General features: G+C 64.9%; 18 protein-coding genes. 5 read left to right on the plus strand and 13 right to left on the minus strand.

What is annotated here, in order from left to right:
• The first annotated feature begins 14 nt into the window (after window positions 1–14).
• Together ACIPY2_RS09920 and ACIPY2_RS09925 are read left to right on the plus strand one after the other, a co-directional pair.
• Window positions 15–2,666 (plus strand): DUF4118 domain-containing protein, encoded by a 2,652-nt coding sequence (locus ACIPY2_RS09920; protein ID WP_400266194.1) that lies wholly within the window; start codon window positions 15–17, stop codon window positions 2,664–2,666.
• Window positions 2,663–3,340: a response regulator gene (locus tag ACIPY2_RS09925; RefSeq protein ID WP_400266195.1), complete on the plus strand. Its 678-nt coding sequence runs from the start codon at window positions 2,663–2,665 to the stop codon at window positions 3,338–3,340. Before ACIPY2_RS09920 ends, ACIPY2_RS09925 begins: the two co-directional genes overlap by 4 nt.
• A 77-nt stretch (window positions 3,341–3,417) precedes the next feature.
• On the opposite strand, the gene ACIPY2_RS09930 is transcribed toward ACIPY2_RS09925, so the two are convergent.
• From ACIPY2_RS09930 to ACIPY2_RS09950, 5 genes are read right to left on the minus strand one after another with little or no spacing between them, the layout of a single operon-like run.
• Complete coding sequence (locus ACIPY2_RS09930; protein ID WP_400266196.1) at window positions 3,418–3,939, minus strand: GNAT family N-acetyltransferase; 522 nt, start codon at window positions 3,937–3,939, stop codon at window positions 3,418–3,420.
• Window positions 3,936–5,300 carry an FAD-dependent oxidoreductase gene (locus ACIPY2_RS09935; protein WP_400266197.1) on the minus strand — a complete coding sequence of 455 codons (1,365 nt, stop codon included), beginning with the start codon at window positions 5,298–5,300 and terminating at the stop codon, window positions 3,936–3,938. Before ACIPY2_RS09935 ends, ACIPY2_RS09930 begins: the two co-directional genes overlap by 4 nt.
• Entirely contained in the window at window positions 5,297–5,713 is a 417-nt protein-coding gene (locus tag ACIPY2_RS09940; protein WP_400266198.1) for an arsenate reductase ArsC, read from the minus strand. Before ACIPY2_RS09940 ends, ACIPY2_RS09935 begins: the two co-directional genes overlap by 4 nt.
• Window positions 5,710–6,414, minus strand: a complete 705-nt coding sequence (locus ACIPY2_RS09945) for an aquaporin (RefSeq protein ID WP_400266199.1) — start codon at window positions 6,412–6,414, stop codon at window positions 5,710–5,712. The genes ACIPY2_RS09940 and ACIPY2_RS09945 overlap by 4 nt, the downstream gene beginning before the upstream one ends.
• Window positions 6,411–6,761 carry a metalloregulator ArsR/SmtB family transcription factor gene (locus tag ACIPY2_RS09950; protein ID WP_400266232.1) on the minus strand — a complete coding sequence of 117 codons (351 nt, stop codon included), beginning with the start codon at window positions 6,759–6,761 and terminating at the stop codon, window positions 6,411–6,413. Before ACIPY2_RS09950 ends, ACIPY2_RS09945 begins: the two co-directional genes overlap by 4 nt.
• A gap of 178 nt (window positions 6,762–6,939) precedes the next feature.
• Between ACIPY2_RS09950 and ACIPY2_RS09955 the strand changes: the two genes are divergently transcribed.
• A complete protein-coding gene (locus ACIPY2_RS09955; RefSeq protein ID WP_400266200.1) occupies window positions 6,940–8,238 on the plus strand; it encodes a Y-family DNA polymerase in 1,299 nt (432 codons plus the stop codon).
• Between the two features lie 9 nt (window positions 8,239–8,247).
• Here the strand turns inward: ACIPY2_RS09955 and ACIPY2_RS09960 are convergent, their stop codons facing one another.
• Genes ACIPY2_RS09960 through nirB form a run of 3 tightly spaced genes read right to left on the minus strand, consistent with a single transcriptional unit; the run spans window position 8,248 to window position 13,080 of the window.
• Window positions 8,248–9,399, minus strand: coding sequence for a uroporphyrinogen-III synthase (locus ACIPY2_RS09960; RefSeq protein ID WP_400266201.1), 1,152 nt, complete (start codon window positions 9,397–9,399; stop codon window positions 8,248–8,250).
• A 10-nt stretch (window positions 9,400–9,409) separates the two neighbouring features.
• Entirely contained in the window at window positions 9,410–10,444 is a 1,035-nt protein-coding gene (cobA, locus tag ACIPY2_RS09965) for a uroporphyrinogen-III C-methyltransferase (protein ID WP_400266202.1), read from the minus strand.
• Between the two features lie 8 nt (window positions 10,445–10,452).
• Complete coding sequence (gene nirB / locus ACIPY2_RS09970) at window positions 10,453–13,080, minus strand: nitrite reductase large subunit NirB (RefSeq protein WP_400266203.1); 2,628 nt, start codon at window positions 13,078–13,080, stop codon at window positions 10,453–10,455.
• 282 nt (window positions 13,081–13,362) lie between these two features.
• Here nirB and nirD point away from each other — a divergent pair, with 282 nt between their 5' ends.
• Entirely contained in the window at window positions 13,363–13,725 is a 363-nt protein-coding gene (gene nirD, locus ACIPY2_RS09975; RefSeq protein WP_400266204.1) for a nitrite reductase small subunit NirD, read from the plus strand.
• On the opposite strand, the gene ACIPY2_RS09980 is transcribed toward nirD, so the two are convergent.
• The 4 genes from ACIPY2_RS09980 to ACIPY2_RS09995 all read right to left on the minus strand — a co-directional run bounded on the left by ACIPY2_RS09980 (window position 13,722) and on the right by ACIPY2_RS09995 (window position 20,123).
• Window positions 13,722–15,458: a phospho-sugar mutase gene (locus ACIPY2_RS09980; protein WP_400266205.1), complete on the minus strand. Its 1,737-nt coding sequence runs from the start codon at window positions 15,456–15,458 to the stop codon at window positions 13,722–13,724. The genes nirD and ACIPY2_RS09980 overlap by 4 nt on opposite strands.
• Before the next feature lie 101 nt (window positions 15,459–15,559).
• Complete coding sequence (locus tag ACIPY2_RS09985) at window positions 15,560–17,179, minus strand: glycoside hydrolase family 32 protein (protein ID WP_400266206.1); 1,620 nt, start codon at window positions 17,177–17,179, stop codon at window positions 15,560–15,562.
• A gap of 100 nt (window positions 17,180–17,279) precedes the next feature.
• Window positions 17,280–18,881: a glycoside hydrolase family 68 protein gene (locus ACIPY2_RS09990; RefSeq protein WP_400266207.1), complete on the minus strand. Its 1,602-nt coding sequence runs from the start codon at window positions 18,879–18,881 to the stop codon at window positions 17,280–17,282.
• A 441-nt stretch (window positions 18,882–19,322) separates the two neighbouring features.
• A complete protein-coding gene (locus tag ACIPY2_RS09995; RefSeq protein ID WP_400266233.1) occupies window positions 19,323–20,123 on the minus strand; it encodes a purine-nucleoside phosphorylase in 801 nt (266 codons plus the stop codon).
• Between the two features lie 155 nt (window positions 20,124–20,278).
• On the opposite strand from ACIPY2_RS09995, the gene ACIPY2_RS10000 reads away from it, so the two are divergent.
• A complete protein-coding gene (locus ACIPY2_RS10000; RefSeq protein ID WP_400266208.1) occupies window positions 20,279–21,682 on the plus strand; it encodes an NAD(P)H-quinone dehydrogenase in 1,404 nt (467 codons plus the stop codon).
• 98 nt (window positions 21,683–21,780) lie between these two features.
• On the opposite strand, the gene ACIPY2_RS10005 is transcribed toward ACIPY2_RS10000, so the two are convergent.
• Window positions 21,781–22,335 (minus strand): MBL fold metallo-hydrolase, encoded by a 555-nt coding sequence (locus ACIPY2_RS10005; protein ID WP_400266209.1) that lies wholly within the window; start codon window positions 22,333–22,335, stop codon window positions 21,781–21,783.
• Window positions 22,336–22,826 lie beyond the last annotated feature (491 nt).

The following is a 22,826-nucleotide window of genomic DNA, read 5'->3' on the forward strand; positions in this document are numbered from 1 at the left end:
GAAAGAATGACTTCATGGCAAGGGGTACGCTGCGCATTTTCCTGGGGGCCGCCCCGGGGGTCGGGAAGACCTACGCCATGCTCGAAGAGGCCCACCGGCTGAAAAGCCGGGGCGAGGACGTGGCCGTGGCGTTCGCCATGGACCACGGCCGGATGGAAACGCGCGCTTTGCTCGAAGGCCTGGAGGTCGTTCCACCCAAGGTCGTGGAGTACCGCGGAACCTCCTTCGAGGAGCTCGACGTCGACGCCGTGCTGGCGCGCAAGCCGCAAACCGCCGTCGTGGACGAATACGCCCATTCCAACGTCCCTGGAAGCCGGAACCCGAAGCGGTGGCAGGACGTCGAGCAACTACTGGACGCAGGCATTGATGTATTGTCCACCGTCAATGTGCAGCACCTGGCATCCTTGGGAGACGTGGTCACTGCCATCACGGAAGTGAAGCAGGCTGAAACCGTGCCGGATGACGTGGTGCGGAAAGCCTCCCAGATCCACTTGGTGGACATCTCGCCGGAGCTTCTCCGCCAGCGGCTGGGCGACGGCCGGATCTATGCGGCGGACAAAATCGATGCGGCCCTGTCCAACTACTTCCGCCTGGGCAACCTCACGGCGTTGCGCGAGTTGGCGTTGCTGTGGCTGGCGGACCGGGTTGACGAAGGCCTGGCGCGTTACCGTGCCGAAAACAGCATCGACGCGAGCTGGCCGGCCAGGGAACGGATCGTGGTGGGACTAACCGGGGGACCCGAGGGCGAGGTCTTGATCCGTAGGGCCGCCCGGATCCTCAAACGGGTCAATGGCGGGGACCTCCTGGCCGTCCACGTCCGTGCCTCGGATGGTCTCGCCTCGGAGTCTCCCAAGGACCTCCAAACCCAACGTATGTTGGTCAAGGACCTGGGAGGCAGTTACCACACCGTGACGGGGGAGGAACCCGCCAAGGCCTTGCTGGATTTTGCCCGCAGCGTCAACGCCACGCAGATTGTGGTGGGCGTTTCGCGGCGGAAGTCGCTGGCAGGGCGCTTGTTCGGCGGTGTGGGCAACAGGGTGGTCCGCGAGTCGGGCGATATTGATGTCCACATGGTCTCGCATCCCCTGGGAGGCCAGGGCCGGGAACGCTCCCGCGAAGGGGACCTTGGCCGGCTGCGGGTTGGTATCGGTTTCGCCTTGGCCGTGCTGCTTCCCGTGCTGGTGCAGTTGTTGTTGGCGGTCAGCCCTGCGCACAACATCGCCACAGCCGCCCTGATCCAGCTCACAGGCTCCGTGGTTGTGGCCCTGGTGGGCGGGTTGTGGCCGGCACTGCTGGGTGCATTGTGGAGCAGCCTGTTGCTGAACTATTTCTCCGTGCCACCGCTGGGAACCTTGACCATCAGCGATCCGCAGAATTTGTTGGCGCTCTTGGTGTTTGCGGGTGTCTCCACGGCCGTGGCCCTTGTGGTGGACCGCTCGGCACGGCGGTCCAAGGAAGCCTCACGCGCCCGGGCCGAGGCAGAGACGTTGGGGGAGTTGACGCGAGGAGCGTCCGCTGTTGAGGATCCTGTCCAAGGGTTGCTGGAGCAGGCTGTGGCAGTGTTCCAAATGCGGAAGGCGGCACTGTACGTCTCTTCCACTGACCCGGAAACCGCAGCATCCGGGAATTCCCGCTGGCACCTCATCGCGGGCGCGGACGCGGCGGACGGATCCGGGTCCGCGCCATCTCCTGCCGACATGGTGGACAACGTCGAAGAAATCGACGCCGGAACGCGGTTGGTCCTTAGCGGAAGGCCCCTGCCCGCGAGCGACAGGCGCCTGCTCGGTGCCTTCGGGGTGCATCTGGCGGCGCTGCTGGAACGCCGTCAGTTGGCCGCGAGCCGCCGGGAAGTGGTGCGACTGGCCGAGAGCAACAGCATGCGCACCTCAATCCTCCGGGCTGTCTCCCACGACCTCCGGACTCCGTTGGCGGGAATCAAGCTCGCCGTTGGTGGCCTCCGGCAACCTGGGGTCAGCTACACGGAGGACGAGGAAAAGGACTTGCTGGCCACCATCGAGGAGTGCTCGGACCGTCTCGATGTCCTGGTGGGAAACCTGCTGGACATGTCCCGGATATCCTCCGACTCCGTGGCCCCGCTGCTGAAGCCTGTGCGCTGGTCCGAGGTGATACCCGCGTCCCTCCATGGGATCCCCGCCGGAGCAGTGCGGGTGGACCTCCCCGCCAACATGCCCGAGGTGGAAGCCGACGCCGGAATGCTGGAACGGGTCATCGCCAATATCGTGGAGAATGCCGTCAAGTACGCGCCCAACACGGACATTGTGGTGGTGGGTGCCGCCGGAGGACTGAGCACCGTGGTCCTGGACGGCCGCCCTGCCGGTGAGCTGCGCGTCATCGACCATGGGCAAGGGGTTCCGACGGCCAACGTCCTGCAGATGTTCCAACCTTTCCAACGCCTGGACGACGTGCCGGCGGCGACCGGTGTTGGCCTGGGCCTGGCCGTTGCGAAGGGTTTCATCGAAGCAATGGGTGGAACGCTCACTGCCGAAGAAACCCCCGGGGGCGGGCTGACCATGGTGCTGCGGCTGCCACTTTCCACCGGGGCGCTGTTTGCCCATCCCACGGGGGAGGCTCCGATGGAGGCCCAATCGCTACTGCTCCACGGCGGCCACACTCCGGCGCTGCCGGTCAAGGAGGGCCTGCAGTGAACAACGTCTTGGTGGTGGATGACGATCCCCACTTGCTCCGTGCCCTTGGCATCACACTCAAAGCCCATGGCTACACCGTGGCCACGGCTGCCGATGGCGAAGCGGCCCTGCATCTTGCCGGCCAACGGCCCGTCGCCGTCGTGATTCTGGACCTGGGCTTGCCGGACATGGACGGTACCACTGTCATTGAAAGGCTGCGACAGTGGAGCAGCGTCCCCATCCTCGTCCTTTCAGCCCGCCATGGCTCCAACGACAAGGTAGTGGCCCTGGATGCCGGAGCCGACGACTACATCACCAAGCCATTCGGACTCGATGAGTTGCTGGCCCGGTTGCGCGCCATCCTGCGCCGCAGGGGCGAGCCAGGGGAGGAACTTCCTGTGGTCGAGACGGAGTCGTTCACGGTGGACCTGGCGAAAAAGCGGGTCAGCAAAGCCGGCCAGGACATCAGGATGACGCCAACGGAATGGAACATCCTGGACATCCTGGTCCGGAACCCGGACAAACTCATCACCCAGCAGCAACTGCTCAACGAGGTGTGGGGCCCTTCCTACGCCAAAGAAGGGAACTACTTGAGGGTGTATATGGCACAACTGCGCCGCAAACTCGAAGCCGAACCCGGAAACCCCCGCCACCTCATCACGGAGCCGGGGATGGGATACCGGTTCGTGCCGTAGGCGCGAATCCAACGTGCCGGGAATGCGTTCGACAGCCGGACAGCGCCCGGTGGCCGGAGATTTGATCCGAGCCCGGCTCACTCCAAACCGGGTGGGCTGCGGTATTCAAGCAGGACAGTGTCCCGCCACTGCCCGGCAGCTGGCCCATAGCCCATGAGTCCTATGCGTCGACGGGTGCCTACGATGGTGAAACCGTGCCGCTGGTGCAGGGCAATCGAGGCGGTGTTTTCAGGAAAGATGGTGGACTGGATGGTCCACACGCCAGCTTCCTCGGCGTGGCGGATGAAGGTGTCCAGGAGCTGGCCCGCGTAGCCCTGGCCGCGGGCTTCCGGGGAGAGATAGATGGAGTGCTCAACGACCCCGCGGTAGACCGGCCGGGTCGATACCGGCGAGGCGGCCGCCCATCCCACGAGCCGGCCGTGTTGTTTGGCGACGAGGCGCAGGTCCGCCCGACGGCCGGCGTTGAACTCGTCCCAGCTTGGCGGGGCCGGCTCGAACGTTGCATGGCCGGTGGCTATGCCAGCGGCCCAGATCGCCTCGACCTCTGGCCAGTCACTGGCGGTCATGGGCCGGATGAGCAGTCCAGAGTCAGAGGTCATGGCGTGACTGGCTCCTCGGTGCGGCCATGCCGGAGGCCAGTGGCAAAGCCGATCGTCACGGGAACCGGGGCGGCAGGTCCGCAGCACGAATCGGCCGTATTTTCCCCATCTGCAGGGAGACTGGTTGAGCAGACCCCGGTTTCGGGCAGTTCCAGTTCCAGCGCGTCCGCGGCAGCGGTGTCTCCGTCGAGCGCGGCTGCGATGGAGCGGACTTGTTCGTAGCCGGTGGCCATGAGAAAGGTCGGTGCCCGGCCGTAGGACTTCATGCCTGCAAGGTAGAAGTCTTTCTCGGGGTGGGCGAGGATCCGCGCGCCGTGGGGCGGGACGGTTCCGCAGCTGTGGAAGTCCGGATCGATCAACGGTCCCAGTGCTTTGGGGGCGTCAACTGCCGGGTCCAGGTCCAGCCGCAGTTCGGAAAGGACTCGCAGGTCCGGGCGGAAGCCGGTGGCCGGGATGATCCGGTCGACCTCGACCGTCCGGCCGTCGGTTGCGTGGACGGTCACACCGGTGTCGCGGGTCTCGAGGTGGTGGGTGTGGAAACTTGTCAGGAGCTGGACGGCCCCGGAGTCGACGGCGGTGCGCAAGCGGGTGCCGAGCTGGCCCCGTGCGGGGAGTTCGTCGGCGTTGCCGCCGCCGTAAGCCTTTGTGGGGGTGCCTGCGCGGATGGCCCAGACGACGTCGGTGCCAGGGCTGGTTCGTGCGAGGCGGGCGAGGTCCAGGACCATGTTCGCGGCTGAGTGCCCGGAACCGATGACGAGGGTCTTGTGGCCGGCGAAACCACCCTGGGTGACGTCGGGCAAGGCCCCGGTGACAGTCCCGGCAGCGCGGGCTTCGGCTTCTCCGGGGACTGGGAGCCCATCGGAGCCCAGGGGTGCGGGGGTGTTCCAGGTTCCGGAGGCGTCGATGACGGCCCGCGCCAGAAGCTCGTTCATTTCTCCGTTGTCATGTTGGATGCGGAGGAGGAACGGAGCCTCGTCGCGGCCTTGGCTGCGGCCTTTGTCCATCCCTTGCCGGGTGACGGCAACGACTTGGGATCCGGTTCGAATCTTCTTCCTGAGTTCCTGGGTTGCGGCCAACGGTTCCAGATATCGGGTGACGATCTCGTGGCCGTAGGGCAGCGCGGTCGGGCGGGGTGCTTCCCATCCGGTGGGTTCAAGCAGGCGCACGGCTGCAGTGTCGAGGTTGTATTTCCAGGTGGAGAACAACCGGACGTGGCCCCAGCTTTTCATGGCGGAACCGACGGTGTGGCCAGCCTCGATCACGAGGGGTTCGAGTCCGCGTTCGAGCAAGTGTGCGGCCGCAGCCAATCCAACCGGTCCGGCGCCGATCACTGCGATGGGCAGGGAATCGTGATCGGTCATTGTTGGGTTCCTGCCGGCGTGAGGGAGGCAATGAGTGCCTCAACCCGGCCCTTGATCTCATCCCTGATAGGCCGGACGGATTCAACGCCCTTCCCGGCGGGGTCTTCCAAGACCCAGTCCTCGTAGCGTTTGCCGGGGAAGTAGGGACACTCATCGCCGCAGCCCATGGTGATGACGACGTCGGATTCCTTCACGGTCTCGGTAGTGAGGACCTTCGGGATCTCGGCGGACATGTCAATGCCCACCTCGGCCATGGCCTCGACCGCGGCGGGGTTGACCTTCTCTGCGGGTTGGGATCCGGCGGAGCGGACCTCGATGGCACCTTGGGTCAGGGCGGTGAGGTAGGCGGCGGCCATCTGGGAGCGGCCGGCATTGTGGACGCAGACGAACAGGACGGAGGGCTTGTTGCTCATGTGAGCACCTTTCGGTCAGCCGCGGCATCCGCGGACGCACTGGGAACGGGGTAGAGGAATCGGATCAGGGCAAACCCAAGAATGCCGCCAGCGAGCTGGGACAGGATGAATCCCGGGGCAGAGGCGGGTGCGATTCCGGCGAAAGTATCAGTGATGGTCCGGGCGATCGTGACGGCAGGGTTGGCGAAGTTGGTGGATGAGGTGAACCAGTATGCGGCTGTGATGTATCCGCCGACGGCGAAGGCCACCCGGTCTGCCCTGCCTGAACGAACGGTTCCGAAGACAATGACCAGCAACCCGGCGGTGGCGATGACCTCGCCCAGCCAGAGCCCCGGTCCGGAACGTTCGTGCGTCGAGACGGAGGCCGCGTCGAGGCCGAACATCAGGTTCGCCGCGACCGTCCCAGCCAAACCACCAAGGACCTGTGCCGAGGCCAGCACGGCCGCAGTCCGGGTGTCGATCATCCCCAGGGCACGTTCGGCGAACGTCACCACGGGATTGAACGATGCCGAAACCGGCTGGAGCGCCAGGATCAGTGCGACGAGGGCGGCGCCGGTGGCGAGGCTGTTCTGCAAAAGCTGCAGTCCGACGTCGTTCGGTGACAGCCGGGAAGCCATGACGCCCGACCCAACCACGGCCATCACCAGCAGGCAGGTGCCGATGGACTCAGCAGCGGCGCGCTTGGCCAGGTCATTCTTCACGCGGGCTGCCCGCCGATCAGTGCTGCCAGGTTCTGCAGGGCTTCGGTGCGGGCCTTGTAGTAGACCCAGACCCCGCGCTTTTCCCGGTCCAGCAAACCGGCTTCGTGCAGCACCTTCAGATGGTGACTGATGGTCGGCTGCGACAACTCGAAGGCATCGTTGAGGTCGCAAACGCAAGCCTCGCCGCCCTCGTGGGAGGCAACGAGGGACATCAATCGCAGCCTTACCGGGTCTGCCAACGCCTTCAATAACGGTGCAACACCGTCGGCTTCTTTCTCCGACAACGGCTCGCGCGCCAACGGCGAGCAGCAGGCAACGGCCTGGACCGGGGTTAGCTCCAAGGATATAGACACATGTAAATATTCACACTCATCGATGTCCTAGGCAAGCGGTGGGATTTGGCCGATGCAGGCTTCTTTGTCAGGCCCCCGCAGTACAGTGAAAGTATTCGAATATATGTTCGAATAATGCCGTGTCGAAAACATCCATCACGGTGTTCAGCTGCTATCAGCCGAGGAGGGTGGGATGTCCAAACCAGCCTTGATGCGCCGCATGCAGGAGATCGCCCACGTGGACATCAACTGCTTCTACGCATCGGCGGAGCGTGCCTTCAACCCGGCCCTCGAAGGCAAGCCCCTGATCGTGCTCTCCAACAACGATGGCTGCGCCGTGACCAGGTCGCCGGAGGCCAAGAAGCTTGGAATCGGCGTGGGAGATCCGTGGTTCAAACTTGCTCCGCGGGCCAAGGAGTGGGGACTCATCGCGCTGTCCAGCAACTACGAACTCTATGGCGATATCAGTTCGCGGGTCATGGAGTTGCTCCGGCGCTACTCCGCGTGGCTGGAGGTCTACTCGATCGATGAAGCGTTCCTGGGGGTCAAGGGTGGCCCGGAGGAGCTTGAGCGACTCGGCAGGACCATCAAGGACGCGTGCCGAAAAAACGTAGGCGTGCCGGTCTGTGTGGGGATTGCGCCCACCAAGACCCTCGCCAAGCTCGCCAATAAGTGGGCCAAGCACAATCCCGCGTTCAATGGCGTCTGCCGCTGGGATTCCGTGCCGGCGGATCAACGTGAGGCGCTCATGGCACGGCTGTCGGTCATTGAGATCTGGGGAGTGGCCACCCGGCTCACCAGGCGCCTGAACGCCATGGGTATCTTTTCGATCCTCGATCTGGTCAGGGCTGATCCGGTGAAGCTCCGCGACAAGTTCTCCATAGTGATGATGCGCACCGTGCTGGAACTGCAGGGTACGCCCTGTATTCCCATGGAGGAGGAACGGATCGGCCGGGACCAGTTGATCTTTTCGCGCTCGTTCTCGACGCCGATTACGACGGCGGCGCAGTTGCGGCAGGTGCTCAGCGTCTACGGTCAGATGGCCAGTGCCCGGCTGGCCAAGCACGATCTCCAGGCCAAACTGCTGACGGCGTTCGCAGCCACGTCTGTCTACAACCCCAACGACAAGTCATTTCCCACCGTCAACGTCAGGCTGCCGATGCCGACGTCGGACCCGGTGCTGCTGACGAAAGCCGCGCACGCTTTGCTGGCCAAGTTCCAGGAAGGGATCAAGTACGCCAAGGCGGGGATCATGGTCACGGACCTGCGGCCCACCGGCAACCAGAAGCCGTTGGAAATCTTCGAGAACCGGCACGAGGAACGCGGCATCGGCTCACTGCTTGAACAGGTCAGCAAACGCTACGGCCGGGGGTCCATCGGCCTGGGCCACGCCGGCATCCGGGGCGGTCCGGACTGGTCCATGAAACGCGGCATGCTGAGTCCTCGCTACACCACCCACTGGGATGAGTTGCCCTTGGTGAAGGCGGCCTAGCGGAGTCAACTACGCCCGCAGCCGGTACCCGCGCTTAACCACGGTCTCCACGAGCTTGCCGTCGGGCAGCGAGGACCGCAGCCGGCTGACCGTCATGTCCAGGGCGTGGACGGAACCCCGGAGGTCCAGCAGGTCGGACAGCGCTTCGCGGGACAGCACTGCGCCCCCTGCTCCAAGCAGCGCGCGGAGCAACAGCAACGGAGCCGGTGCCAGTTCCACCACTTCGCCGTTGATCCGCAGGCAACGCCCGCGCAGCTCGATGGTGGCGCTCTTGGTCTCCAGGCGGCGCACATGGTTTAGCGACAGATGCTCGGTGACCAGACGGATCAGGGCACCCATGCGGTACCTGTCCGGGATGAGTGGCGTCAGCCCGGCGTCGACCAATGGCTGGGCGGTGACAGGCCCAACGGCGGCGACCGTGACGGGGCCCTTGAGGGCCTCGATGAGCTGGCGGTACAGGCCCATCTCGTGCGCAGTGCTCCACATGGCATCCACGGCCGGGGCACTGGTGAACGTCAGGACGTCCAGGTTCCCGCTGACCACGGCTTCGATCAGGCGCGGCAGCTTGTCCTCGCCGTCGGGTTTCACCCACCGGTAAGGAGTGACGGTCAGTACCGTTGCCCCGGACATCCGGAGCCGCTCAAGCTGGCGCACATCCGTGTAGCCGTGAAGCTGCACCGCCACGGTCTTCCCGCGAACACCCTCTGCCAGGAGCATGTCCACCAGCGTGGCGGTGGTTTCGTCACTGCTGATTCCGACGTCGGCAAGCCCCGCCGCGCGCACGGCACCGCGGGCCTTGGGTCCCCGAACGAACATGCGGCACGCAGACAGGGCGTCCAGGAGCTGCTCGCCGATCCCGAAGGAGTCCGCGGCTTCGCACCAGCGGCGCATGCCGTAGGCCGTGGTGGCGATGCAGATATCCGGCTTGGCCTCGATGATGCTCTTGGTGTCCTCGATGAGGATCAGGTCTTCCTGGACGGGAGCGATCTTCAGGGCGGGGGCGTGGAGCACGCTCGCGCCGCGGCGTTCCAACGCCTCGATGAGGTCGCGGGAGCGGCGGTGTGAGGTAACACCGATGCGAAAGCCGTCCAGTGGCAATTCTGCGGCGTCAGCGGCGTCGGGCAGGGGGGTAGCGGCGTCAAGGTCGTGTGCAACAGTCATGGATTTACCCTCAGGCTTCAAGGAGCGAAGCCGCGAGGCGGCTCAGTTCGGCGGATGCTTCGGCATGGTTACGGTTGGCTTCAGCCACCCGGACCACCTCGCCGATGACCAGCACGGCCGGGTTGCTGCACCCGGTGGCTGCGGTTTCGATGGTACCCAAGTCCGCGATCGTGGTGCGTTGGCCGGGGCGGTACCCGCGCTCCACCACAGCCATGGGCATGTCCTGTTTCATGCCTGCGCGGCGCAGGCCGGCGGCAAGCTGGGGGAGCGTCCCAATGCCCATCAGGACCACGATGGTTCCGCCGAGGCCAGCCAGGTGGGTGTGCTCCTTCTCGGTGAGCGGCGCGTGGCCCGAAACCACGGTGAACATGTGGCTTACTTCCCTGTGCGTGACCGGAATTCCGGCAGCGGCCGGGACGGAGATGGCACTCGTGACACCGGAGATCACACGGACGGGTAGGCCGGCGGCAACACAAGCTGCCACTTCCTCGCCGCCGCGGCCGAAGACGTACGGATCGCCGCCCTTGAGCCGGACAACGTTTTTTCCGCGAAGCGCGGCTTCCACCATGAGCTTTTCGATGTCACGCTGCGTCACCTTGTGGTGGCCGGGCTGCTTGCCCACGTCCACCAGGTCGGCGGAGGTCAGCGCTGCCAGCTCCTGGTAAGGGGCCAGCCTGTCGTAGAACACCACGTCGGCATCCCGCAAGGCATCCACCGCTCCAACCGTCAGCAGGTCCAGTGCACCCGGACCACCGCCCACCAACGTCACGTGCCCTTCCAGGCCCGGAGCGGGTTCGTGGGCCACGGGGATCCTGGCTTCGCGGCAGCGTTCCAGCAGCGGCAGCCAGCCGGTACCGCCGTCGTCCACTACTGCCACCAGGAAAGGGCGCACGGTGAGTGGACCGTCGACGGCGATGTCCGATGGCGTGCTGAGCCTGTGCACCACGGCGCCGGCAGCCTGGTAGCGGCGGACCGCCTGGCGGGCCAGCCGCTCGGATCCGGTGACCAGGACGTCCCGGCCGGTGAGGTCGATGGTGAGCTGCATGGTTCCCCCTAGTTATCTGCGGTGACGGCGCTGCGGACCGGAATGGTGGACGCGATCAGCACGCCGCCCTTTTCCTCGTTCGTGGCGGGGCGGATCTGCCCGCGCTCAGGTACGAAGGAGATGGAGTCGTCTTTCTGGTCGGGAGCGTTGACGAAGGAACGGAAACGGCGCAGGCGCTCCGGGTCCTTCAGGGTCTCAGCCCACTCGTCCTCGTACGTGTCGATGTGCTTGGCCATGGCGGCTTCGAGCTCCTCGGCGATGCCCAGGGAGTCGTTGACCACCACTTCCTCCACGTGCTTCAGCCCGCCGTCGAGCTCTTCCTGCCAGCGTGCAGTACGCTGCAGGCGGTCGGCTGTGCGGATGTAGTACATGAGGTAGCGGTCGATGTACTTGATGAGCGTCTCGTCATCCAGGTCCTTGGCCAGCAGCTGGGCGTGGGCCGGAGTGGCACCACCATTGCCGCCGACGTAAAGGTTCCAGCCATCGGCCGTGGCGATCACGCCAACATCCTTGCCGCGGGCCTCCGCGCATTCACGGGCGCAACCGGAAACGCCCATCTTCAGCTTGTGCGGGCTGCGGAGGCCGCGGTAGCGCAGCTCCAGGGCGATCGCCATCTGCACGGAGTCCTGAACACCGAAACGGCACCACGTGGAACCAACGCAGGACTTCACGGTGCGCAGGCTCTTGCCGTACGCCTGGCCGGATTCGAATCCGGCGTCCACGAGTTCCTTCCAGATATCCGGCAACTGCTCAAGGCGTGCCCCGAACATGTCGATGCGCTGCCCGCCGGTGATCTTCGTGTAGAGGCCGTACTTCTCGGCGACGGCGGCGATGACGCCAAGGCCCTTGGGCGTGATCTCTCCACCGGCGATGCGGGGAACCACCGAGTAGGTGCCGTCCTTCTGCATGTTCGCCAAGGCGCGGTCGTTGGTGTCCTGCAGGGTGCCACGGCCGGCATCGAGCACGTAGGCGGAGTGCTGGCTGGCCAGGATCGAGGCGATGGTCGGCTTGCAGATATCGCAACCGGCACCCGTGCCGTACTTGGCCATGATGTCTTCGAAGGAGGTCAGTTCCAGGACACGGATGGCGTCGAACAGTTCTTGCCGGGACAGGCTGATGTGCTCGCACAGTGCCTTTGATACCTCGATACCGGACTTCTTGAGCTCGCCTTCCAGGAGCTTCTTCAGCATGGGAACACAGGAGCCGCACTGGGTTCCTGCGCGCGTGCAGCCCTTGAGCCCGCCCAGTTCCTGCACGGGAGCGTTGCCTTCACACGTGCCGCAACCATTGATGGCGTCGCGGATGGAACCGGCAGCCACGTTGTTGCAGGAGCACAGGATGGCGTCGTCCGGAAGTTCGGTTTCGGGCGCCTCCCCACCACCGGCAGCGGTCAAATAGGCACCCGGTTCGGCCGGAAGTTCACGGCCCAGGAGCGGGCGAAGGCTCATATAAGGGGAGGCGTCTCCTACGAAGATGCCACCCAAGAGGGTCTTGGCATCATCGGTGGTAACGATCTTCTGGTAGACGCCCCGTGCAGGATCCGCGTAGACGATTTCCAGGGAGTGCTCGGTCCTGGCAAAGGCGTCACCGAAGCTGGCAACGTCGACGCCGGAGAGCTTGAGCTTGGTGGCGGTATCGAAACCGGGGAACGTTGCCTCGCCGCCGTGCAGTCGGTCGGCCACGATCTCCGCCATGGTGTTTGCCGGGGCCACGAGGCCCAGGCACATGCCGCCGAAGTTCGCCACCTCGCCAATGGCCCAGATGTTCTCCACCTCGGTGGCACAGTAGTCGTTGATCACCACACCGCCGCGCTGGCCCAGGCTGAAGAGCGGCTCTTCTCCTTCGGCTGCCCGGAAAAGCTCGTCCCGGGGCCGCACTCCGATCGCCACGATCACCAGGTCTGCGGGGATGGTCCGGCCGTCCGCCATCAAGACTCCGGTGACCTGGCCGTCGTCGTCCGTTACAACCTCGGACGGGAACACGCCGCCGTGGACTTCGAAGCCCTTCGCCTCGATCAAGCGGCCCAAGGCCTGTCCTGCGCCCTCGTCCAACTGCGTGTTCATGAGCCAGGGCGAGCCGTTGATGACCACGGGCTTGGCACCGAGTTGTTCGGTGCCGGCTGCGGACTCGAGCCCCAGCAGGCCCCCGCCAATGGTGACGGCGTTGACCTTGCGGCCCAGCTTCAGGGTGAGCTCGGCGATTGCCCTATTGATGGCCCATACATCCTCAAGGGTGCGGTACACGTGCGTGTGTTCGGCACCGGGAATAGGAAGGCGCGCGGCGTCCGAACCGGAAGCGACCACCAGTTCGTCGTATTCGTATTTATTGCCTGCGGCGGTGAGGACAGTCCTTGCTGCGGCGTCGATCGCGACTGCACGCTCACCGGTCTTCAGCTCCAGTGCCTCGTGCTCCCACATGGACGCCTCACCCAAGGTGAGGTCAACGCCCGTTTCCGTTAGGGCCTTGCTCAGGGCCACACGGTCGTAGGGGAGGTGGGCTTCCTCGGTGAGGACGGTTACCTGCCAGCCTTCGAGCCCGCGGTTGTACATGGCATCGGTGAAACGGTGGGCGGCCGGGCCGCCTCCGACCACAACAATGCGGCGCGGGCTCTGGGTGCTTGAAGTATGTCCGGTCACTGGTGGGCCTTTCGCAAATGTCGCAGACGGATCTCCGCAACTTGTGGAATCAGCCTAGGAAGGCGCAGTTTCGCTTCAGTTTCCCGTTTGTTTCGTGGCCTTAACTTCTGCATCACGAAAGCATTTCGCGGTGTGTGAGGTCTCTTTTACCAGCCGGACACAAAGTCGGATCGCTGATGAAACACCCGCGCCCTAGCTTGGAGTGGTGGCCGCGGGAGTGGCCTGGTCCGGGGGAGTGACGGTGGAAATTGCCCGCACCCGGACACCAAGAGAGGGGCTGAAATGACCGTAATTCTTGACCGGGCAGAGGACCTGGCGATCACCGGCACATGGCATCGCGTATGCCCGGTGGACGAACTCGAGCCTGCTTGGGGCGAGGCTGCACTGATTGAAGGCCGCCAAGTTGCATTGTTCCGCACCGCGCCCGGGGAGGTTTTCGCCGTCGCCCAGCGGGACCCCGCGACTTTCGCCAACGTCATGGCCCGCGGAATCATCGGATCCCGCGGCAGCCGGCCAACCATCGCCTCGCCGCTGCATAAGGAGGTCTACGACCTCGAAACGGGCGAGTGCTTCACCAACCCGGAACTGAAACTCGCCACCTATGCCACACGTTTGGTGGACGGCTTCATCGAGGTTGAGCTCTAGAGCCCCAACGCTTCGCGGACGTCCTGGAGGACGTTGTCCAGGGACGTCCGGGCAGCCTGGCGTGCGGCAGGGAGTTCCGCGGCCGACTCCACGGCCTCGATAACCTCCAGGTAACACTTCAGTTTTGGCTCGGTGCCGCTGGGCCGGATGATGACGCGGCTTTGTTCCTTGGTCAGGTAGAGCAGGCCATCGGTGGGCGGCAGTGATTCGCTGCCTTCGGCGAGGTCCAGGAAAACCTCGACGGCGGAGCCGCCGAACGCTTCGGGCGGGTTGACCCGAAGCCGGTTCATCATGGCGTCCAGCAAACCCAGGTCGGCAACACGGATGCTCAGTTGGTCGCTCGCGTGCAGCCCGTGGACCAGGTAAAGCTCGTCCAGGGTGTCCCAGGTGGTCTTTCCGTCAGCCTTGGCAGAGGCGGCCATTTCGGCGATCAGGACCGCTGCCGATATGCCGTCTTTATCCCGCACCAGATCAGGGGCAACGCAGTAGCCCAGCGCTTCCTCGTAGCCGTAGACGAGTCCGGGAACGCGGGAGATCCACTTGAAACCCGTGAGCGTTTCCTCGTGTGCGTACCCTGCGGCCGAGGCGATGCGCGAGAGCATCCTGGACGAGACGATCGAGTTGGCAAACACGCCCTCCCGCGGTTCGTCCCCGGCAGCCGCGGCAAGGCGGGCCACCACATGGGCGCCCAACAGCACGCCCACTTCGTCCCCGCGCAACATGCGCCACGCGCCCGTTGACGGGTCCAGCGCAGCAACCGCAGCCCGATCGGCGTCGGGGTCGTTGGCCAGGACGATGTCCGCACCGAGGTCCTCGGCAGCCGCGAGTGCCAGGTCCAGCGCCCCGGGTTCCTCGGGGTTCGGGAAGGCCACGGTGGGGAAGTCCGGGTCCGGCTGCGCCTGCTCGGCCACGAGGGTCACGTCCGTAAAGCCCGCGGCATTCAGGACGCTGACGGCGGTTTCGCCGCCTACTCCGTGCATGGGCGTGAGGACGATCTTGAGGTCGCGGTCGGGGAAGTGTTCCCGGTCCACCAGCCCGGCCATGGCCGCCTCGTAATCCTTGGCGATGGATGCCGGCAGGACGGTCCAACCATCCTCCGCGAGCGTAATGGAATCCACGGCCGCGATCTGTGCAGCAATCTCTGCGTCGTAGGGAGCCACGATCTGGGCCCCACGGCCACTATCCGCCACGGCATGACGGCCCAGATAGACCTTGTAACCGTTGTCCTGCGGCGGGTTGTGGCTGGCTGTGACCATCACGCCGCCGTCGCAATCGAGGGCGCGGACCGCGTAGGCGAGGACCGGCGTCGGAAGGGCGCTTGGCATGAGCAAGGCTTCGATGCCGGCGGCAGCGAAGATCGCCGCTGTTTCCCGGGCGAAGATGTCCGAGTTGTGGCGTGCGTCAAAGCCGACGACGGCGCGCGGCCGGGTCCCGGGGGACGCCACGGCGACCGCTTCGGTCAGGAATGCCGCGAGTCCGGCAGCCGCGCGGCGCACCACCACGCGGTTCATTCGGTTCGGGCCCGGACCGAGTGCTGCCCGCAGGCCGGCGGTGCCGAATTGCAGCGTGCCGTTGAAGCTGTCGGCGAGTTCCTGGGCCGCTCCGGCGTCGCCATCCCCGGCGAGGCCGGCGAGCTCGAGGAGCGCCGCCGACGTGGCGGGGTCCGGGTCCTTTGAAGCCCATTCGCGGGCGTCGATGATCAGCTGTTCAAGTGCGGCATCGCTCGATGTCATAAGCACAAAACTATCCTCAAAGGGCACACCAAGGGCAACGCGGGGTCAGTTACAGCTCATCAAGCGGGTCGTAATGGGCCGTATCTGGCCCCGCATTGGGGTTAAAGGGCGCGGCTGCGGAGGGAGAAGTCCGTCGAACCATCGGTGCTGAAGACAGAGGCTCCCGTGTTGTCCCAATGCGGGAAGAAGATGTCCGTGATGACGGCGGCACCGTCCTGGGCGAACACCTCAACGGACGAAGAATCCAGCAGGACCTGCAGTTTAACTTTCCCGTCCCGAGCCGGCACCGCGACCTGGTGGTAGGGGCTGAACTTCTCCGAAAAGTTGGAGGTGCCCACCGCGGAACGGTCCACCTTCAGGTTGCTTGATTCTTTGTCGTAGGAGATCCGGAGTCCGTCCTTGCTGTCCGCAGAGTGTCGGAGCACGATCCCTGCTTCGCGGGCGGAACCGAGGGTCATCTCCAGCTCGATCAGCTGGCCGCGGCCCTCGAACCCTGCGCCAAGGCCCTCCATCCTGGATTCCACGGTGAGGTTTTTGTTCCTCTCCTCACCAGCATCCAGGACGTCCAAGGCGGCTGCGGCGATCCCGGAGCGCAGTTCGTACCTCTTCTCCCCGCGCACGAGCGTCAGTTCCCGCGGAATCGCCATGGAGCCGCGCCAAGGGGTGGTGGGAACGTCCTGGGCATAGTCCCAGTTGCCCATCCAGCCCAGCAGCACGGGCTTGCCGCCGGGGGCGCCGGAAATGGAGTTCGCCGCGTAGTAGTCGGCCCCATGGTCCAGCCACTGGGACTCAGCAAGGGGAGCGTCGGGCGCAGCTGCCTGCTCGGCAACAAAGCGCGTGCCGTCGAATTCGCCCACAAAGTACTGCATGCCCGAACCGCCGGCAATGCCGCCGGGATTGATGCTCAGGAGCATGACCCACTTCTTGGCCGTGGAGTCCTCGACCTTCATCTCCAGCAACTCAGGAACTTCCCATAGCCCGCCCTGTGCGCCGACTCCGGAGAAGTCGCTGAGGAACTCCCAGTGCAGCAGGTCGGTGGACTTGAAAAGCTTGACCACCTGCGCGTCGGCCACCACCGTGGTCATGACCCAGTACCGTCCGGGCTCGTACCAGGTGACCTTGGGGTCGCGGAAGTTGTTGTTGCTGGGGGACAGGTTCAGGACTGGATTGCCCTTGTATTTCTCCCACGTGTTTCCACCATCGAGGCTGTACGCCACGGACTGCGCCTGGACTCCCTGCGGCAAGGTACCCTGACGGCCGAATGCACTCGTGTAGAGGGCAACCATGGGTGGATTGGTTGCCGAACCGAGCCCCGAGGCATTGTTGTTGTCCAGCACGATGCAACCGGAGAAGATCTCTTCGTCTTCGCCGGCTTCCAGGGCCACTGGCTGCTGTTCCCAGTGCACCAGGTCCTTGCTGGTTGAATGCCCCCAGGACATGTTGCCCCACGAGTTTCCCCGCGGGTTGTACTGGTAGAACGCGTGATAGGTGCCGTTCGCGTAAACGAGGCCGTTGGGGTCGTTGAGCCAGTTCTTCTCCGCGGTGAGATGGACGGCGGGACGCCACGGCTCCGAAGCGGAAGGTTGGGGCCCGCGCGGGGCGGGGACCGGCGTCGGGCTTTCCGGTGTCCGCGGCGCAGTGCAGGAGGCCGCGGTGAAGGAAACCACGACGGCGGCACTCGCGGCGAGCAGTTGACGGCGGGAGAGGCTGGGGAGAGTCATTGGGGAGAATCCTGGGGTTGGGGTGGCGGGAGTACGCCGGTTTGTGGCCGGCGCACCCCCGCTGTGGCCTTATGGGCCGGGTATTACTGGACCACCGGGTTTACTTGTAGAGGCCTTCGCCGCCGACCCGGACGTTGGTGGGAAGGTAGCCGAACGGGCCAAGGCCGTTCTTGCCGAAGCTGCGGTCAACCTGCGTCACGCCACCTTGGAAGTTGATCTTCACGGTGGGGGACAGGGAGCCGCCGCGGACGCCGTCCACGTTGTCGATGAACGACTGGACGAGGCCGCCGGGCTGTACGTAGTGCGAGTACGCCTGGAACTGGCGGCCGTTCTGGCGCGGGTCCGGACCTTCCGGTGCGTTGGCCGGCATGTTCAAGTCCGTCGGCGAACCGAGGGCCAGGCCGCTGTTGTTGACCGGCTGGAAGTCGGACCGGACGCCGTTACCGACGAATCCGTACACGCCATCCGGTCCGCGCATACCATCGGCGTACGTGAACTGGTGGCTGATGGTGAACAGGTAGTACTTGTTCTTGCCGTTCTCGTTCTGGATAAAGATCTGCGGACGCTCCGTCTGGTCGTTCACGCAGTTGGCGGACAGGATCGGGGGCAGGAAGCTCCACTTGGTCAGGTCCTTGTTGTCGGCCACGGCGAGGCCCACATTGGCTGTCTGGTACCAGGCGCCGGTGGTGTTGTTGACCTGGTCGACTGACTCGGCGTGGGGATCGCCTGCGCGGTAGCCGAGGTCTTCCTGCTTGCACTTGTACGAGCCGCGGTTGCCCGCCGTGTTGCCTTCAAAGACCATGTACGTCTTGCCGGGGTGTGCAGGGTCGGCGAAGGTGTACGGATCACGGAACGCGAAGCCCGGGTTCTGGGCCTTGTTCTGGTAGAGCTTTCCGTCCGGTTCCAGGAGCTTGGTGTGCTGGAAGCCGTCGAAGGTCACGCCGTCCTTGGTGGCGTGGATGTTGCCCAGCGCCTTGGCGATCACAGCGTCAGGGGCAATTCCGCCGCCTCCGGCGTTGCGCTCGGCAACGTCGTAGAACGTGGTGGCCGTGTAGAAGACGTTGACCTTGTTGCCCTGCATGAGGCGGGTGGAGCCGGACCATTCGGTGTTGCCGATGGAGGTGTTGTCCAGGAACAGGTGGCCACCGTAGTTCCACTTGTCCTTGGCCGGATCGGCGTTGGTCTTGCGGAAGAAGTATCCGATCCGGGCGTTCCAGTGGCGCTGGTCGAAGCCGTAGCCTGCGTGGCGGTCGGCTACCAGGGAGAAGATGACATCCCAGCCCTTGTAGCTGATCTGGTTGGCATTCTCGTCGGTCAGGGACCAGGTGTCCCAAACCCACACGTCGTCGTTCATGGCCGGGAAGTCCTTGGGGATTTCCGGCATGGTGACGTTGGGGCTCATGGAGTTCTGCCCCGGGGTCACGTTGGGGTTGCTTTGGGCCATGATCTGCTTGGCGTCGGCGCGGGTCCACTTGGAGGTGAAGTTCGCGGCCGGATCATAGGCCTCTTGCGTGTGTGCCGACGGCAGCGGGAAACCCGCCGTGGGTGCCGGCATGGTGCTCGACGGCGGATCGGCCGGCAGGTTGGCCTGGGCGGCAGGCGTCACCAGCAGGATGCTGCCGGCAACGCTTGCGGCCGCTGCGACGGCGACTGCTTTCCGCAGGCGGCGCCGGGGCCGTGGAGGGGTTGGGTGCGTGTTCATGCTTGCTCTTCTCGCGGAGTGTTGGACTTCGTGGAGGCAGGATTCCCCTGATGGGGGGAGTCCTCAGGCGAGGCGTCCGCAGATCCGCCGAGGGCGTCACCGAGGGACGCCATCGTTTCGAGGTTTGGCGGGGCCTGTGAAGCTGCCCGCCGGACGTGTTCCGGCACGTCGACTTGCCGGAACGGTCTCCACGCTAAACACGTGTCAGATGCCAAAGCAAAGCGTGTTTCCCTGCCCTTGGAGCTGGTTCGGAGCCCGGATGTGCAAGCGCTTACATTGCCAACACGCGCGCGTGCCACAGGGCTGACCCGGGAATCAAATGTTGCGCTTTAAAACAGATTTATTCTGAGAATTTACTGTGCGTTTACACAGGCGCCTTGTGACTTGACGGTATGGCCGCACGCCCTTATGAACACCCCAGTTGGGTTCACGAGGAAGGAGTTAGAGCTTGGCGATGATCCCTGCCAACAAGGTGGAGATGCGCTTGCTTGCGGCCTCGCCGGCTTCCAGTACCTCTGCGTGGCTCAGCGGAACCGGGCTGATGCCGGCGGCGAGGTTGGTGACCAGCGAGATGCCGAAGACCTCCATGCCCGCGTGGCGCCCTGCGATGGCTTCCAACGCCGTGGACATGCCAACCAGGTCGGCGCCGATGCGCTTTGCGTACTGGACTTCGGCCGGAGTCTCGTAATGCGGCCCGGTGAACTGGGCATACACGCCCTCCTGCAGCGAGGCGTCCACTTCGCGGGCCAGGGACCTGAGGCGCGAAGAATAAAGATCCGTGAGGTCCACGAACGTGGCACCTTCCAGCGGCGAAGTGGCCGTGAGGTTGATGTGGTCGCTGATCAGGACCGGCGTGCCGGGCTTCCAGTCCTCGTTCAGGCCCCCGCAGCCGTTGGTCAGCACCAGCGTCTTGCACCCTGCTGCGGCCGCGGTCCGGACTCCGTGGACCACGGAGCGCACTCCCCGGCCTTCGTAGTAGTGTGTGCGCGCTCCAAGGACCAGCGCGCGCTTGCCTTCATTGGTAAGGACAGAGCGGATGGTCCCCACGTGGCCCACGACGGCCGGCTTGTGGAAGCCCGGGACTTCGGACGCGCTGAGCGTCGCAGTTGTTTCGCCGATCAGGTCGGCGGCCTCAGCCCAGCCGGACCCGAGGACCAAGGCGACATCGTGGGACTCGACGCCGGTCTCCGCGGCAATGTAGTCGGCGGCGTCCCTGGCAGCTTCGAAGGGGTCAGTGTTCATCAGCTCAGTGTTACTCACTGGTACAAGCTACCCTGCGGGCGAAGGAACGCGGTAGGGACGCGGCGTCTGCGGAAGGCCGCCGTCGTCAGCCTGGGCGGCGGGGTGAGGCTTGGCTGACTGGCAGCCATAGCGCGGATGCGGGACAATTGAGAACTGTGACCACCCAAGTTGACTTCAGTTCCCCACGAATCGCGATCCTGGGAGGTGGTCCAGGCGGATACGAGGCCGCCATGGTGGCCGCTTCACTCGGCGCCAAAGTCACCATCGTCGAAAGGGCCGGCCTCGGCGGCTCGGCTGTCCTCACCGACGTCGTGCCTTCCAAGACCCTCATCGCCACCGCAGACCTCATGACCCGCGTGAGCGAGGCGGACGAGCTGGGCGTCAAGTTCGACGATTCCGCCTCCAAGCCGCACGCCGACCTCAAGCACATCAACGACCGCGTGCTAAACCTTGCCCGCGGCCAGTCCAACGACATCCGCGCGGGCCTGGAGCGCCTGGGCGTCGAGATCGTCATCGGCTCCGGCAAGCTCCTGGACAACAACACCATCGAGGTCCTCACCCTTGAGGGCACCCGCACCATCGACGCCGACGCCATCCTCCTGGCCGTTGGCGCCCACCCGCGTGAACTCCCCACCGCCAAGCCCGACGGCGAACGCATCCTCAACTGGGCGCAGATCTACAACCTGGACGAGCTTCCCGAGGAACTCATCGTTGTAGGTTCCGGCGTCACCGGCGCCGAGTTCGCCTCCGCCTACAACGGCCTCGGCTCCAAGGTCACCTTGATCTCCAGCCGCGACCAAGTGCTCCCCGGTGAGGACACCGATGCTGCCAAGCTCCTGGAAGGCGTTTTTGAGCGCCGCGGCGTGCGCGTTTTGTCCCGCTCCCGCGCCAACGCCGTGGAGCGGACGGACGACGGCGTCAAGGTCACCTTGGGTGACGGATCGGAAGTGACAGGTTCGCACTGCCTGGTGTGTGTGGGCTCCATCCCAAACACGGCAGGTCTGGGGCTGGAAGAAGCCGGAGTGGCACTGACCGAGTCCGGCCATATCAAGGTGGACGGTGTTTCCCGCACCACGGCGCCCAACATCTATGCTGCCGGCGACTGCACGGGCGTGTTCGCCTTGGCCTCAGTTGCCGCCATGCAGGGCCGCATCGCCATTGCGCACTTCATGGGCGACGGCGTGAAGCCGCTCAAGCTCAACCAAGTCGCCTCCAACATCTTCACCTCTCCGGAAATTGCTTCCGTAGGTGTGTCCGAGGCCGACCTTGCTTCCGGCAAGTACCAGGGCGATGTTGTGATGCTGTCCCTGCTGAGCAACGCCCGTGCCAAGATGCGCAACACCAAGGACGGCTTCGTCAAGATCATCGCCCGCAAGGGTTCCGGCACCGTGATCGGCGGCGTGGTGGTTGGTCCGAACGCTTCGGAGCTGATCTTCCCGATCTCAGTGGCAGTGACGCAGAAGCTGCACGTGGATGACGTCGCGAGCGCCTTCACCGTGTACCCATCGCTGACGGGCTCGATCTCCGAGGCCGCACGGCGCCTGCACGTGCACATGTAGCTTCATCACAGCGTGGGCCCGTTTCGGGGCTTCGCTGCGTACTGTGCCGTGCCCACGGCATCCTGCGCAGCGAGCCATCGAAGCGGGCTTTTCGCGTCCTACTTCTGGAGGGCCTTCAGGGCTTCCGGCAACGGCATGTGCAGGGCCGGCCCATGCCCGGGCAGGATCACGTTGGCTTGGAGACCTTCCAGCCGCCGGGTCGCTTGGAGTGCGCCGGCAGGATCCGAATGGAACATCCGGTGCAGCATCTGCGGGCCGTGTTTGCTGCTGATCGGATGCCCACTGACGAAGGTATCGCCCACGGCAGTGGCTCGGGCGTTCGGGAGCAGGAGTGCAACATTCCCCGGGGTATGTCCAGGGACCGCGATGGCCCGGGGACTCCCCGGGAGGCTTGCCAGTTTTTGCCCTGTCCAGGCCTCGGCCCGCGTGGCCGGCTCGGCCTGGAGCGCCTTGGCCTTGATGACATGCACCATCCAACGGAGCACCTTGGGACGCCAAATCCTGAGCAGGACCTGGCCGAGGGTTACCTGGTGCTTTTCCTTGCCCTGCACGTGTGCGAGTTCTTCGGGGGAGCACAGGATGGGCGTGCCGAAGGTGGTTGAGAAGTACGCGGCCGAGCCCGTGTGGTCCACATGGCCATGGGTGATGAGCATGCTTTGGCGTGGGCGGGCTCCAGCCCAAGTTGCCTGATGGAGGACAGGACAAGGTCCCGGTCCGCCGGGTATCCGCCGTCGATCAGGATGAAACCTGCCTCGTCACGGACTATGAGCCAGTTGGATGCGGGTCCTTCGACAAAATGGACGCCGGGCGCGGGTTCGGAGATCTTCACCCCGGAATCCTAGGCGAGACGGACACACGAAGTCGCGGGAGAGCTGCAGGCAGCTCCGGAAACTTCCAGCGAACGGGCAGCCCTCCCGCGAACTGGCCACGCCATCGCGTTGGGGCCTAACGAGTTCGCGGGAAAGTGACGTTCGCGCCGGGAACCTCGGTATATATCAAGCTGTTTGTGACAGCTGGGTGGTTTTTCTGTGGTTGATTCCGGCGGTGGGTGGTATTCCTGGCGCGGTGGGTCTGCGGTGGTATCTGTGAGGGTTGCGGGCGTAGCAGGCATCGAGGGTTTGTTGTCGTTGCCTGCGCGCTTGTT

The organism is Paenarthrobacter sp. NPDC089675, from assembly GCF_044749185.1.
Classification (GTDB): Bacteria; Actinomycetota; Actinomycetes; order Actinomycetales; family Micrococcaceae; genus Arthrobacter.